Origin of the sequence: Stenotrophomonas geniculata (assembly GCF_034508895.1) — a bacterium.
GTDB lineage: Bacteria > Pseudomonadota > Gammaproteobacteria > Xanthomonadales > Xanthomonadaceae > Stenotrophomonas > Stenotrophomonas geniculata.
Map to the genome: position 1 here is coordinate 2,849,154 of NZ_CP140571.1, position 13,615 is coordinate 2,862,768.

11 protein-coding genes are annotated in these 13,615 nt (G+C 67.5%); 7 read left to right on the forward strand and 4 right to left on the reverse strand.

The window, feature by feature from the left end; genetic code table 11:
- Window position 1: 1 nt before the first annotated feature.
- From RI032_RS13105 to RI032_RS13130, 6 genes are all read left to right on the forward strand, one after another.
- Window positions 2-2,065, forward strand: coding sequence for a TonB-dependent copper receptor (locus RI032_RS13105; protein WP_322547112.1), 2,064 nt, complete (start codon window positions 2-4; stop codon window positions 2,063-2,065).
- 273 nt (window positions 2,066-2,338) lie between these two features.
- The gene (locus RI032_RS13110; protein ID WP_010481451.1) at window positions 2,339-3,445 is read left to right on the forward strand and encodes an efflux RND transporter periplasmic adaptor subunit; all 1,107 of its coding nucleotides are present in this window, start codon (window positions 2,339-2,341) and stop codon (window positions 3,443-3,445) included.
- Window positions 3,442-6,567 carry an efflux RND transporter permease subunit gene (locus RI032_RS13115; RefSeq protein ID WP_010481452.1) on the forward strand — a complete coding sequence of 1,042 codons (3,126 nt, stop codon included), beginning with the start codon at window positions 3,442-3,444 and terminating at the stop codon, window positions 6,565-6,567. The genes RI032_RS13110 and RI032_RS13115 overlap by 4 nt, the downstream gene beginning before the upstream one ends.
- Window positions 6,560-7,099 carry a GNAT family N-acetyltransferase gene (locus RI032_RS13120; protein WP_029379754.1) on the forward strand — a complete coding sequence of 180 codons (540 nt, stop codon included), beginning with the start codon at window positions 6,560-6,562 and terminating at the stop codon, window positions 7,097-7,099. Before RI032_RS13115 ends, RI032_RS13120 begins: the two co-directional genes overlap by 8 nt.
- A gap of 180 nt (window positions 7,100-7,279) precedes the next feature.
- On the forward strand, window positions 7,280-8,797 hold the full coding sequence (locus RI032_RS13125) for an alanine/glycine:cation symporter family protein (RefSeq protein ID WP_010481454.1): 1,518 nt from the start codon (window positions 7,280-7,282) through the stop codon (window positions 8,795-8,797).
- On the forward strand, window positions 8,790-9,623 hold the full coding sequence (locus RI032_RS13130; RefSeq protein ID WP_071306356.1) for a TrmH family RNA methyltransferase: 834 nt from the start codon (window positions 8,790-8,792) through the stop codon (window positions 9,621-9,623). Before RI032_RS13125 ends, RI032_RS13130 begins: the two co-directional genes overlap by 8 nt.
- A gap of 184 nt (window positions 9,624-9,807) precedes the next feature.
- Here the strand turns inward: RI032_RS13130 and RI032_RS13135 are convergent, their stop codons facing one another.
- The 4 genes from RI032_RS13135 to RI032_RS13150 all read right to left on the reverse strand — a co-directional run bounded on the left by RI032_RS13135 (window position 9,808) and on the right by RI032_RS13150 (window position 13,005).
- Window positions 9,808-11,229: a M28 family peptidase gene (locus RI032_RS13135; RefSeq protein ID WP_109814713.1), complete on the reverse strand. Its 1,422-nt coding sequence runs from the start codon at window positions 11,227-11,229 to the stop codon at window positions 9,808-9,810.
- Window positions 11,230-11,472: 243 nt separating this feature from the next.
- Window positions 11,473-11,877, reverse strand: a complete 405-nt coding sequence (mscL, locus tag RI032_RS13140) for a large-conductance mechanosensitive channel protein MscL (RefSeq protein WP_010481458.1) — start codon at window positions 11,875-11,877, stop codon at window positions 11,473-11,475.
- Window positions 11,878-11,931: 54 nt separating this feature from the next.
- The gene (locus RI032_RS13145) at window positions 11,932-12,648 is read right to left on the reverse strand and encodes a fumarylacetoacetate hydrolase family protein (protein ID WP_322547113.1); all 717 of its coding nucleotides are present in this window, start codon (window positions 12,646-12,648) and stop codon (window positions 11,932-11,934) included.
- Window positions 12,649-12,723: 75 nt separating this feature from the next.
- Window positions 12,724-13,005 carry a hypothetical protein gene (locus RI032_RS13150; RefSeq protein ID WP_010481462.1) on the reverse strand — a complete coding sequence of 94 codons (282 nt, stop codon included), beginning with the start codon at window positions 13,003-13,005 and terminating at the stop codon, window positions 12,724-12,726.
- 178 nt (window positions 13,006-13,183) lie between these two features.
- On the opposite strand from RI032_RS13150, the gene RI032_RS13155 reads away from it, so the two are divergent.
- A complete protein-coding gene (locus RI032_RS13155) occupies window positions 13,184-13,519 on the forward strand; it encodes a Rieske (2Fe-2S) protein (RefSeq protein WP_134959206.1) in 336 nt (111 codons plus the stop codon).
- The last annotated feature ends 96 nt before the right edge of the window (window positions 13,520-13,615 follow it).

The following is a 13,615-nucleotide window of genomic DNA, read 5'->3' on the forward strand; positions in this document are numbered from 1 at the left end:
GATGAAAATGACTTCCCGCCCCGCGGGCGCCTGCGCGCGCCTGCCGGTTGCCCTGGGCCTGGCCGTGGCCGCGTCACTGGCCCATGCTGCGCCTGCCGAGCAGGCGCGCACCCTCGACACGATGGTGGTCACCGCCGCCGCACCGTCCTCGCCGCTGCACTGGGTGACCGATCCGCGCCTGCCGCGGCAGCCTGTGCCGGCCAGCGACGGTGCCGATTACCTGAAGACCGTCCCCGGCTTCTCCGCCATCCGCAATGGCGGCACCAACGGCGACCCGGTGCTGCGCGGCATGTTCGGTTCGCGGCTGAACATCCTCAGCAACGATGGCAACCTGATCGGTGCCTGCCCGTCGCGCATGGACAATCCGCTGTCCTACATCGCGCCGGAGAGCTTCGACCGGCTGACCATCATCAAGGGGCCGCAGAGCGTGCGCTGGGGCGCAGGTGCGTCGGCTGGCACCGTGCGTTTCGAGCGCGATACGCCGCGCTTCGACGAACCGGGGCTGCGTGCCGATGCCAGTGCGCTGGTTGGTTCGCGCCACCGCAATGACCAGGTGCTGGACCTGACCCTGGGCAATCCGACCGGCTACGTGCGCGCCAGCGGCAACCGTTCCGAGGCCGATGACTACAAGGACGGCCACGGTGATGTGGTGCCGTCGAAGTGGCGCAAGTGGAACGGTGACGTGGCCATCGGCTGGACGCCGGATGCCGACACGCTGCTGGAAATCTCCGCCGGTGCCGGCGATGCCATTGCGCGCTACGCCGGGCGCGGCATGGACGGTGCTGCGTTCGAACGCACCAGTTATGCCGCGCGCTTCGAGAAGCGCAACCTGCCCGGTGCGTGGGATACGTTGCAGGCCAACGTGTACTACAACGAAGCCGACCATGTGATGGACAACTACACGCTGCGCACGCCGAACCCGCACAGCATGATGCCGATGCCGATGGCCTCGAACGTGGACCGCCGTACCCAGGGCGGCCGGGTCAGTTCCGAGTGGCGCTGGCAGGACGTACAGCTGGTGGCCGGTGTGGATGGCGAAGACAGCCGCCATCGTGGCCGCATGGGCATGGGCCGCGACACCTACCGCCAGGCCGCCTGGGAGACCGATGCCAACTTCCGCCGCTACGGCGTGTTCACCGAGTTGACCCTGGGCGTCGGCACCGACCAGCGCTGGATCAGTGGCCTGCGCATCGACCGTGCCAGCGCCCGCGATGAGCGGCAATCGATCCGCGGCATGATGGGCAACCGGCCCAATCCCAGCGCCGGGCAGACGCGCAAGGAATGGCTCGGCAGCGGTTTCCTGCGTTACGAGCAGGACCTGGCCGATGGCCTGACCTGGTACGCCGGCCTCGGTCACAGTGAGCGCATGCCCGACTACTGGGAGCTGTTCTCGCCCAACCATGGCCCGGCCGGTGCAGTGAACGCGTTCACCGGCGTGCAGCCCGAGCGCACCACCCAGCTCGACGTCGGCCTGCAGTACAAGGGGCCGCGCGTGCAGGCGTGGGTTTCGGCGTACGCCGGGCAGATCCAGGACTACATCCTGTTCACCTACCACGGCAGCGGCATGATGGGCATGAGCCAGGCCCGCAACGTCGATGCGCGCATTGCCGGTGCCGAAGCCGGGCTGGAAGTGAGCCTGGCCGAGCAGTGGAAGCTGGGTGGCACGCTGGCCTATGCCTGGGGCGAGAACCGCGACCAGCAGCGTCCGTTGCCGCAGATGCCACCGCTGGAAGCACGCCTGAGCGCGAACTGGGAAGGCGAGCGCTGGAGTGCCGGTGCGCTGCTGCGCGCGGTGACCCACCAGCATCGCGTCGCCGATGGCCAGGGCAATGTGGTCGCGCAGGACCTGGGGCCGAGTGCCGGCTTCGCCACCTTCGGGCTCAACGCAGCCTACCGCTTCAGTTCGCAGCTGCAGCTCAGTGCGGGCGTCGACAACCTGTTCGACCGCGCCTACAGCGAGCACCTGAATCTGGCCGGCAGCGCCGACTTCGGTTTCCCGGCCGATCCGGTGCGCATCAACGAGCCGGGCCGCAGCCTGTGGATGAAGGTGAACTACCGGTACTGATCCGCCGGATGAAAAAAACCGGGGCCGGATCCCCGCCAGGATCCGTCCCCGCCCGACGCCCTCTGCCGGGCAGCTTCGACTCTACGATGGCAACGCCTGCGGTGCACGGCTGGATACACCTCGACACATGCCGACACCGCTGCTGCCAGCCTTGCACGGAACGGGTTCACGGCGCTATCGCGACGCCGGTTCCACGCCGGTAAACGCTTGGCACATATCGCTTCTGCGGGCGCTTGCCTACACTCGGCGGCCGTGGATCACTCAGGACCGTTCATGTTGGCTCGCATCGCTTCGACCCTGGCCCTTGGCCTCTGCCTGGCCGTGCTGGCCGGGTGCGCGGGCAAACAGGAGGCCGCCGCCCGTCGGCAGGGAGAAGCGGTGCCGGTCACCGCGCAGGTCGTGCAGTCCACGCAGTGGAACGACACGCTGCAGGCACTGGGTACGGCCAAGGCGCGCGAATCCATCAGCGTCACCGCCAAGGTCAGCGAGATCGTCGAGAAGGTGCACTTCGAAAGCGGCCAGCATGTTGCTGCCGGTGCGCCGATCGTAACCCTGCGCGGGCAGGCCCAGGAGGCCGCGCTGGTGCAGGCGCAGGCCACCTTCCATGAGGCCGACCAGCTGTACAAGCGCCAGCGCGAGCTGGCCGCGCAGCGGCTGGTCTCCAGCGCCACGCTGGATACGCAGAAGTCGATCCGCGATGCTGCCGAGGCGCGTGTGGCGCAGATGCAGTCGGACATCGGTGACCGTCGCGTGCGTGCGCCGTTCGCCGGTGTGCTCGGCATCCGCCAGGTCAGCCCGGGCACGCTGCTGACGCCGACCACGGTGATCGCCACGCTCGATGACATCGAGCACATGCACATCGATTTCCAGGTGCCGGAAGTGGAGCTGGCCGCGCTGGGCGTCGGTGACAAGGTCAGTGCCACCAGCGTGGCGTGGCCGGGCCGTACTTTCGAGGGCGTGGTCAGCACCATCGACGCACGCATCGATCCGGCCACCCGCGCGGTGACCGTGCGTGCCGACTTCGCCAACGGTGACCATGCCCTGCGCCCGGGCATGCTGCTGGACGTGCGCCTGTTCCACCCCGAGCGCCCGGCGCTGGTGATTCCGGAAATCGCCGTGGTGCAGGTCGGTCGCGATACCTTCGTGTACCGCATCACCGCCGACGACAGCGTCGAGCGCGTGGACGTGATCACCGGCGCACGCCGTGCCGGCGTGGTCGAGATCAAGCAGGGCCTGGAAGCGGGCCAGCGCATCGTGGTCGATGGCACCGGCAAGCTGCGCCCGGGCCTGAAGGTCGCGGCCAAGGATGCGGCACCGGCCAGCGGTGCGAAGCCGGCTGACGCGCCGGCGCCGGTCGCGGCCGAGGGCCACGGCGGATGAAGCTGTCCGACATCTCCATCCAGCGGCCGGTGTTCGCCGTGGTGATGAGCCTGCTGTTGCTGGTGCTGGGCGTGATGTCCTTCACCCGCCTGACCCTGCGCGAACTGCCCGCCATCGATCCGCCGATCGTGTCGGTGTCGGTGGACTACACCGGCGCCTCGGCGGCGGTCATCGAAAGCCGCATCACCCAGGTTCTGGAAGATGCACTGGCTGGCATCGAAGGCATCGATACGATCAATGCGCGCAGCACCAACGGCCGCTCGCAGGTCAGCATCGAGTTCACTTCCAACCGCGATATCGAAGCGGCGGCCAATGACGTGCGCGATGCGGTCAGCCGTGTCGCCGACCGCATGCCGGAAGAAGCGCGGCCGCCGGAAATCGCCAAGGTCGAAAGCGATGCCGACCCGATCATCTGGTTCAACATGGTCTCCTCGACCATGGACACGCTGGAGCTGAGCGATTACGCCGACCGCTACGTGGTCGATCGCTTCTCCAGCCTCGACGGCGTGGCCCAGGTCCGCATCGGCGGCCGCCAGCGCTATGCAATGCGCATCTGGCTGGACCGTGACCAGCTGGCCGCACGAGGGCTGACCACCGGCGATGTGGAAACCGCACTGCGCAACGAGAACGTGGAACTGCCGGCCGGCCGCATCGAGTCGACCGACCGCGATTTCACCCTGCGCGTGGAGCGCAACTACATCAAGCCGGAAGACTTCGCGACCATCCCGCTGGGCAAGGGCCGCGACGGCTATGTGGTGCGCATGGGCGACGTGGCGAAGATCGAACTGGCCTCGGCCGAGCGCCGCGCCTACTACCGCAGTAACGGCGAGCCGGGCATCGGCCTGGGTATCGTCAAAACCTCCACCGCCAACTCGCTGGACGTGGCGCGCACCGCGCGCGCTGAAGCCGAGCGGGTGGCGCTGTCGCTGCCCAAGGGCACGCAGATCTTTGTTGCGTTCGACAACACCACCTTCATCGAAGCCGCCGTGGACCGCGTCTACGCCACGCTGGTGGAGGCGATGATCCTGGTGCTGGCGGTGATCTGGCTGTTCCTCGGCAGCTTCCGCGCCGCACTGATTCCGGCGGTGACGGTACCGGTGTGCCTGGTCGCGGCGTTCATCGCGCTGTATGCGTTCGACTTCTCGATCAACCTGCTCACCCTGCTGGCGCTAGTGCTGTGCATCGGCCTGGTGGTGGACGATGCGATCGTGGTGGTGGAGAACGTGCAGCGCCGCATCGACCTGGGCGAGCCCCCACTGGTGGCCTCCAAACGCGGTACCACGCAGGTTGCCTTCGCGGTGATCGCCACCACCGCCGTGCTGGTGGCGGTGTTCCTGCCGGTCGGTTTCCTGGAAGGCAATACCGGGCGCCTGTTCCGCGAACTGGCGGTGGCGCTGGCGGCGGCGGTGGCGTTGTCCGCCTTCGTGGCGCTGACGTTGACGCCGATGATGGCCTCCAAGCTGCTCAAGCCGCATACCGGACAGGCACCACGTGGCCTGCATGGCTTCATCAACCGCAATCTGGAGCGCCTGGCCTCGGGCTATGGCCGCGTGCTCGACCACCATGTCGACCGCACCTGGATCTACCTGCTGGTGATGGTGGCCGCGCTGGCTGCCAGCTGGGGCCTGCTCAAGCTGCTGCCGTCGGAGCTGGCGCCAGCCGAAGACCGCGGTTCGTTCCAGATCATGATCGACGGCCCGGAGGGCGCCGGCTACGACTACACCGTGCAGCAGGTGCAGCAGGTGGAAGCGATGCTGGCACCGCATGTCGGCCCGGACAAACCCATCGTGCGTGCCAACCCGCGCGTGCCGGGCGGCTGGGGCGCCAGCGAGGAAATGCACACCGGCCGCGTCAGCATCTTCCTGCAGCCGTGGCGCCAGCGTAGCGAGGGCACGCCGGATGTGGCCAATGAGCTGCAGAAGGAACTGGACACCATCCGCGGCGTGCGCGTGCGTACCCAGGTCGGTGGTGGCCTGGTGCGCAGCGGCGGGCAGCCGTTCCAGATCGTGCTGGGTGGGCCGGAGTACGCCGAGATCGCGCAGTGGCGCGACCGCATCCTGCTGCGCATGGCCGACAATCCCGGCCTGGTCGGCCCGGACTCGGACTACAAGGAAACGCGGCCGCAGATGCGGGTCAACATCGACCGCCAGCGCGCGGCCGACCTCGGCGTGCCGGTCACCGCGATCGGATCGGCGCTGGAAACCATGATGGGTTCGCGCCGCGTCACCACCTTCGTCGACAACGGCGAGGAGTACGACGTGCTCGTGCAGGCCGGTCGCGACGGCCGCGCCAGCCCGGCCGACCTGGCTGCGATCCGCGTGCGCGCGACTTCCGGCGAACTGGTACCGCTGTCCAACCTGGTCACGCTGAGCGAAGTGGCCGAGGCCGGCACCTTGAACCGCTTCAACCGCCTGCGCTCGATCACCATCAACGCTGGCCTGGCGCCGGGGTATCCGCTGGGTGAGGCCATCGCCTGGGCGCAGCAGGTCACGCGTGAAGAGCTGCCGCAGTATGCGCAGGTGAACTGGAAGGGCGAATCGCGCGAGTACCAGAGTGCCGGTGGCGCAGTGCTGCTGACCTTCGCGATGGCCCTACTGGTGGTCTACCTGGTGCTGGCCGCGCAGTTCGAAAGCTTCATCCACCCGCTCACCATCATGCTGACCGTGCCGCTGGGTGTGCTCGGTGCGCTGGTCGGCCTGTGGGTGAGTGGCGGCACGGTGAACCTGTTCAGCCAGATCGGCATCGTCATGCTGGTCGGCCTGGCCGCGAAGAACGGCATCCTCATCGTCGAATTCGCCAACCAGCTGCGCGACGACGGAAGAACCGTGCGCGAGGCGATCATCGAATCGGCGATGGTGCGCCTGCGCCCGATCCTGATGACCTCGATCGCCACCGTGGTCGGCGCGATCCCGCTGGTGGTGGCCGGTGGCCCCGGTTCGGCCAGCCGTGGCACGATCGGCATCGTGATCATCTTCGGCGTGACCCTTTCGACCTTCCTGTCGCTGTTCGTGGTGCCGGCGTTCTACGCGCGGCTGGCCCCGTACACCCGTTCGCCGGAAGCGGTGAAACGCGAGCTGGAGAAGCAGGAAGCGGAATCGCCCTCGGTGGGTGGCCATGCCTGATCCGACCACGTTGCTGCGGGGCGATGGCTTCCAGCTGCGCCCCTGGCGCGCGGATGATCTGGAATCACTGCTGCGCCATGCCAACGATGCCGAGGTGTCGCGGGGCCTGCGTGATCGCTTCCCGTACCCGTACACGCGCGAGGATGGCGAGGCCTTCCTCGCCGGCCGCGTACTGGCCCCCGGCACCCTGAACCTGGCCATCGAGATCGACGGCCAGGCCTGCGGCAGTGTCGGCGCCCAGCAGGGCGTGGCAGAGCGCGGTCATATGGCTGAACTTGGCTACTGGCTGGGCCAGGCCTACTGGGGCCAGGGCCTGATGACCCGCGTGGTCGGCCTGTTCGCGCCGTGGGTGATGGACGAACTGCGCCTGTTCAGGCTGCAGGCCGGGGTGGTCGACTTCAACCTCGGCTCGGCACGGGTGCTGGAAAAGAACGGCTTCCAGGAAGAGGGCGTGGATCGCTGCGCGATCTACAAGCGGGGTGAGCTGCACGACCTGCGCCGCTTCGCCCGGGTACGCACGCAGCTGCCCTGAGCGCGCGGGCTGGCCGCTGTAGAGCCGATCCCATGCTCGGCTTGGGCCCCTGACGGCAGCCGAGGATGGGCTCGGCCCTGCAAAACAGCGCTACCGCAGCGGCCTTCGATCAGGGAGAATCGACCGGTCCCCTCCAGCCGACGGGACGTCCTTACAACCCGCCGACTGGAGAGAGCGCGCGTGGAAGCTACCGTACATTTCATCAACAGCATCATCTGGAGCAAGGCGCTGATCTTCATGTGCCTGGCCGCCGGCCTGTTCTTCAGCCTGCGCACGCGCTTCATGCAGATCCGTGGTTTCGTCGAGATGTGCCGCCTCACCGTCAAGGGTGAGAAATCCGACGCCGGCGTGTCCTCGTTCCAGGCCCTGGCCATGTCGATGGCCGGCCGCATGGGCATCGGCAACATCGCCGGCGTGGCCACCGCCATCGCCTTCGGCGGCCCCGGTGCCATCTTCTGGATGTGGGTGATGGGCTTCCTCGGCGCGTCCACGTCGTATGTGGAATGCACCCTGGCGCAGATCTACAAGACCAAGGACGCCGAAGGCCGCTACCGCGGTGGCCCGGCGTATTACATCGAAAAGGCCATGGGCCTGAAGTGGTACGCGCTGGCCTTCGCCATCGCCACGATCATCGCCGCCGGCTTCCTGATGCCGGGCGTGCAGGCCAATGCCATCGCCGACAGCATCATCAACGCCTGCCGTGGCACCGCGCTGTGCGGTCCGCTCGATGGCCAGGCTTTCGGCATGGAGTCGGTGCAGGCGCTGAAGCTGGGCATCGGCATCGTGGTCGCGCTGCTGCTGGGCGTGGTGATCTTCGGTGGCGTCAAGCGCATCGCCAACTTCGCCGAAGTGGTGGTGCCGTTCATGGCCGCCGGCTTCATCCTGATGGCCATCGTCATCATGATCATCAACTACGACCGCGTGCCGGAAATGTTCGGCATCATCTTCAAGAGCGCCTTCGGCACCCACGCCGCGTTCGGCGCGATGATGGGCCTGGCAGTGGAGTGGGGCATCAAGCGCGGCATCTACGCCAACGAAGCCGGCCAGGGCTCGGGCCCGCATGCTGCAGCCGCCTCGGAAGTCTCGCACCCGGCCAAGCAGGGCTACGTGCAGGCCTTCGCCATCTACTTCGACACCATGATGGTGTGCACCGCCACCGCGTTCCTGATCCTGGCCAGCGGCACCTACAATGTGTACTCGCCGGTGCCCGGCGCCGCGCCGATCTTCCAGGGCCTGGCCGGCATCCCGGAAGGCGCAGGCTACGCGCAGGCCGGCGTTGAAGCCGTGCTGCCGGGCTGGGGCTCGGCGTTCGTGTCCATCGCCATCTTCTTCTTCGCCTTCACCACCATCATGGCGTACTACTACATGGCCGAGACCAACCTCAGCTATGTGAACCACAACAAGAAGCGCCCGCTGACCGTGCTGCTGCTGCGCCTGGGCATCATCGGCATGGTGGTGTTCGGCGCGTTCCATAACGCCACCCTGGCCTGGGCGCTGGGTGACATCGGCGTGGGCCTGATGGCCTGGCTGAACATCATTGCCATCCTCATCATCCAGAAGCCGGCCATGCTGGCCCTGCGTGATTACGAACGACAGAAGAAGCTCGGCCTCGATCCGATCTTCGACCCCGATGCCCTGGGCATCAAGAACGCCGATTTCTGGCGTCAACGCAAGCTGGAGTTGTCCCGTAGTGAATGATCCCTGGAAGAACGCCCGCCGCCCGTCGTCGCGACCGCCGCGGGCCACCCCGCTGCCACCGCGTGAGGGCGGTACCCCGCCACCGCCGGGGCGTGGCAACGACGAACTGCGCCTGTATGGCTGGAACGCCGTGCAGGCCCTGTTCGCCAAGCGCCCGCAGGCGCTGCGCAAGCTGTACCTGGTGGACGCGCTGATTCCGCGCATGCAGCCGGTGCTGAAGTGGTGCGTGGCCAACCGCGTGGGCTATCGCGTGGTGGAAGAGGGCGATCTCAACAAGCTGGCCGCTACCACGCACCACGAAGGCCTGGTGGCCGACGTGCTGCGCGCGCCGGTCGTGCCGCTGGCGCAGTGGCTGGCGGATCTGGGCGAAGGTCCGGCGCTGGCGTTGTGGCTTGATGGTGTCGGCAACCCGCACAACTTCGGCGCGATCCTGCGCTCGGCCGCACACTTCGGGGTCAAGGCGCTGCTGCTGCCGGCCGGCAGCACGCTGGCGCTGTCCGGTGCCGCCGCACGCGTGGCCGAGGGCGGTGCCGAGGCGGTGCCGCTGGTGCAGTTGCCGGAGACCGCAGAGGCGATGGCACAGCTGCGTGCGGCCGGCTTCGGGCTGGCCGCGACCCTCGTTGATGGTGGCGACGACGTGTTCCGTGCGTCCCTGCCGGAACGGCTTGTGTACGTGATGGGCGCTGAAGGCGAAGGCATGGACCGTGGCCTGGCGAGCCAGTGCGATCTGCAGGTCTCGATTCCCGGCAGTGGTGCGGTGGAAAGCCTCAACGTTGCCTCGGCCACGGCGGTTTTGCTGGCACAGTGGGCAAACCGCCGCAGCTGAGTGGCGCCCGGTGGGTGCGAAATCTGCCTTGGTGGGTGCGAACCTTGGTTCGCACCGCTCCTGCCGCTTCACTCGCCGGGCATGGCCCGGCGTTACCGATGCGGGATCTGCCGTGGTGGGTGCGAACCTTGGTTCGCACCGCTCCCGCCACTGCGCTCGCCGGGCATGGCCCGGCGCTACCGCATCACTCGTTCGGTGGCGTGGTCGCCTTGGCTTCGCTGCCGAAGTTGCCATCAGCCTCCGCCGCCAGGTACGCGAACACGGTATACGCAGCCACGTTCTGCGCCAGCGCCTTCGGATCGATCTTGTCCAGCGTGTCGTCGGCGGTGTGGTGCAGGTGGAAGTAGTCCGAACCATCCTGCGCCAGCCACGCCCACGCACCGCCCTTGGCGGCCAGCGGGCCGACGTCCGGGCCCGGGCCACCCTTGTCGGCCTGGTACTCGATGCCCAGCGGCTTCATCACTTCGGCAATCTGCTTCGTCGCTTCGCGCGAGCCTTCCGGGTTCGGCGAACCGGTGTTGAAGGCGTAGATGCGGCCCGCACCGAAATCGCTCTCGGCAGCCAGCTGGTGCAGCGCCACGTCCTTGGCATGCGCCTCGGCGTAGGCCTTGCCGCCGTACAGGCCCTGTTCTTCGTTGGCGAAGGCGACCACACGGATGGTGCGCTTCGGCGCCTGCTTGAGCAGGCCGATCAGGTGGCCTGCGGCCATGGTGATGCCCACGCCCGCGCCGTCATCCACCGCGCCGGTGCCCAGGTCCCATGAATCCAGGTGACCACCAATCACCACCACTTCCTTCGGCAGGCTGCGGCCGGTGATCTCGCCGATCACGTTGTAAGAGGTGGCGGTACCATCCCAACCGCAATCCAGCGCGACCTTCACCGTGGTGCTGCCACGGGCCAGCAGGCGCGCCAGCTGGTCGGCATCGGGCACCGACAGCGCCGCCGACGGCACCGGCGTCAGGCCGTCATCGAAACGGGTGATGCCGGTGTGCGGCACGCGGTGCGAGTCGGTACCGGCCGAGCGCATCAGGAAACCGACTGCGCCCTTGCGGATCGCTTCGGACGGGCCCTTGCTGCGGATCGCGCCGCCACGGCCATAGTCGCGGCCATCGCGGAACGGCAGCATCTGGTAATCGACGAAGGCAATCTTGCCCTTCAGCGAACCGGCCGGTGCGGCCTGCAGTGCGGCCAGGTCGGCGAAGCGCACCACTTCCGCTTCCACCGTGCCGCCCGGGCTGCCGCCCAGTGCGGTGATCTGCAGCGGCTGCGGGTTTTTGCCGGTCACGGCGGCGTGCTCACTGCGGCGTTCCCACTTCGGGAAGGTCACCGGCTCCTTCCAGACTTTGTCGAAACCGAGTGCCTTGAACTTGGCCTCGGCCCAGGCCACGGCACGGGCGTCAGCCTCGCTGCCGGCAATGCGCGGGCCGATTTCGGTGGTGAGCGATTCGACCACCTTCCAGCCGGTGTCATCGGCCAGCGCCTGGTCGCGCAGCTGTGCGGCGGTGGCCAGCGACGCCGGGGCCAGGGTGGTGGTGTGCGGCGCCGCGAAGGCCGGGGCGGCCAGCAGGGCGAGGGAGGATGCGATGGCAAGGACGCGGCGACGCATGGACAGCTCCGGGAAGGGACCAAGCCTTGGAGCTTAACAGTCGTTCAGCCCGGTGCATGGGCGGGAGGTCATGGCTGGCGCGGATGCTGTTTTCCGCCAGATGCAGCAAAGCGAAAGCCCCGCCGGGGCGGGGCTTTCGCCTGCTTCTGTAGAGCCGAGCCAATGCTCGGCTGCCTTTTGCAGATCAGCCGAGCGTGGGCTCGGCTCTACAGGTGGGAGGGGCGCCGGTAGGCGCCCGATACCTTATTTCTTCAGGCTGTCGCGGATCTCGCGCAGCAGCACCACTTCCTCGGCCGGCGCAGCGGGAGCGGCTTCCTTCTTGCGCGACAGGCGGTTGATCACCTTGATCACCAGGAAGATGGCGAAGGCCACGATCACGAACTGGATCAGCGTATTGATGAAGTCGCCGTAGCCGATCACCACCGCCGGAATCTCCTTGCCGTCCGGCCCGATGCGGGCCGGCGACAGCGTCCACGCCAGCTGCGAGAAATCCACCTTGCCGATCAGCATGCCCAGCGGCGGCATGATGATCTTCTCGACCAGCGCCGTCACGATCTTGCCGAAGGCCGCGCCGATCACCACGCCGACGGCGAGGTCGATGACGTTGCCGCGCATCGCGAATTCCTTGAACTCGGTGAGCATTCCCATTGTTGTTTTTCTCCGATGGGGAAGTGGACAGCGCGCAGGGTAGCGCAGGTGATGTCAGCCGGCGATCACACCGTGGCGCTCGGCCACGTTTTCCAGGCGGGCACTGAAGCGGTCGCCGGGCTTCAGTGCGGCCACACCGGACGGGGTGCCCATGAACACCAGGTCGCCGGCACGCAGCTGCCACAGCTTGGACAGCTCGTGCAGGATCTCCGGCACGTTCCAGATCATCTGGTCCAGCAGCGCCTGCTGGCGCACCTCGCCGTTGACCTCCAGCGACAGGTTCAGCGCGGCCAGGTCGCCCACTTCCTCGGCGTGGACGATTTCGCTGATCGGCGCGGAGGCATCGAAGCCCTTGGCCGCGTCCCACGGGTGGCCCTTGTCCTTGGCGGCGGCCTGCAGGTCGCGGCGGGTCAGGTCCAGGCCCACGGCGTAGCCGTAGACCAGTGCATCGGCATCGGCCACGGCCAGCTCACCGGCAGGCGCATCGCGGCCGATCGCCACCACCAGTTCCACTTCGTGGTGCAGGTTGGCAGTCGCCGGCGGGTAGGGGATGGCATCGTCGTGGCCGATCACGATCGCATCGGCCGGCTTGCTGAAGAACATCGGGCGGCCGCGGTCATCGGCCGCTGGCACCGCTGCGCCCATTTCGCGGGCGTGGTCGGCGAAGTTACGGCCGACGCAGTAGATGCGGTGCACGGGGAAACTGCCGCCACCGGCTACCGGCACACGCGGCAGGGCTACGGCAGGGATCACATCGGAGACATCGGACATGCGGGCATCCAGGAAGGGCGTGCCCGCAGTCTAGAACGCATGGCGCCCGCCGTCAGCGGGCGCGGATGGCGTAGGTCAGCGCGAGACCGGCAACACCGGCTTGCGCACCACGCGGTACTCGCCCTCGACCACGGTCGGGTCGACCGGACGCGCGGCACCCGGCTTGCGCGAGGCCAGCAGCTTCCACGCAAGGCCGACCATGATCATCGCCGCACCAACAAACACGCCGATGAACACCATCGCGGCCAGGATCGCCAGGCCAAGCAGGCCCACGGCAACGCGCACCAGCGGGTGACGCGGCTTGCGCGGCGCGAACAGGGTGCGGAACTGGTTGAAGGCGGATGCGCGATTGAACATGGCGGCTCGATAGGCTGGGATCAGCGAAAACAGAGTATCGGGACGCGCCACTGTCATTGAGTGAAAAACTCGTTAAATATAGCCTGTGCTTATTACGGATCAATGACTTGTGTTCATGTCGCAGCCAGTCACCTGAGTGGGCATGCGACAATGCGGGTTTACTGTCCGAGCCTTCGCCATGACTGCCGCTGCTTCCTTGATCGCCCTTGATGCCATTGCCGATGGCGCGTTTGCCGAGGTCGAAGCGGTGGTGGATGGCGATGCCGAATCGCTGGTGCTGTACCGCGACGGCGCGCAGGTGCGTGCCTTCCTGAACATCTGCCCGCACGCCGGCCGACGCCTGGACTGGGCCCCGGGCCAGTTCCTGAAGAGCCGCGAAGGCCACCTGGTGTGCGCCGCGCATGGCGCCTCGTTCACGCTGGACAGCGGCGACTGCATTGCCGGCCCGTGCAAGGGCGACCGCCTGCGCGCCGTACCGGTGGACGTGCGCGACGGGCAGGTTTACCTGGCCTGATGTAACCGGTGCGCGAACCAAGGTTCGCACTCACAGGATCAATGGGGATCCAGAGATTCATCCACGCATGGTGTGGATCCACCGTGTCGACCAAGG

Excerpts from the sequence above, each read along its gene's own strand:
- RI032_RS13145 (WP_322547113.1), bottom strand. The coding sequence starts at position 12,648 with ATGTCCGATGTCTCCGATGTGATCCCTGCCGTAGCCCTGCCGCGTGTG.
- RI032_RS13110 (WP_010481451.1), top strand. The coding sequence starts at position 2,339 with ATGTTGGCTCGCATCGCTTCGACCCTGGCCCTTGGCCTCTGCCTGGCC.
- RI032_RS13155 (WP_134959206.1), top strand. The coding sequence starts at position 13,184 with ATGACTGCCGCTGCTTCCTTGATCGCCCTTGATGCCATTGCCGATGGC.
- RI032_RS13135 (WP_109814713.1), bottom strand. The coding sequence starts at position 11,229 with ATGCGTCGCCGCGTCCTTGCCATCGCATCCTCCCTCGCCCTGCTGGCC.
- RI032_RS13105 (WP_322547112.1), top strand. The coding sequence starts at position 2 with ATGAAAATGACTTCCCGCCCCGCGGGCGCCTGCGCGCGCCTGCCGGTT.
- RI032_RS13150 (WP_010481462.1), bottom strand. The coding sequence starts at position 13,005 with ATGTTCAATCGCGCATCCGCCTTCAACCAGTTCCGCACCCTGTTCGCG.
- RI032_RS13120 (WP_029379754.1), top strand. The coding sequence starts at position 6,560 with ATGCCTGATCCGACCACGTTGCTGCGGGGCGATGGCTTCCAGCTGCGC.
- mscL (WP_010481458.1), bottom strand. The coding sequence starts at position 11,877 with ATGGGAATGCTCACCGAGTTCAAGGAATTCGCGATGCGCGGCAACGTC.
- RI032_RS13115 (WP_010481452.1), top strand. The coding sequence starts at position 3,442 with ATGAAGCTGTCCGACATCTCCATCCAGCGGCCGGTGTTCGCCGTGGTG.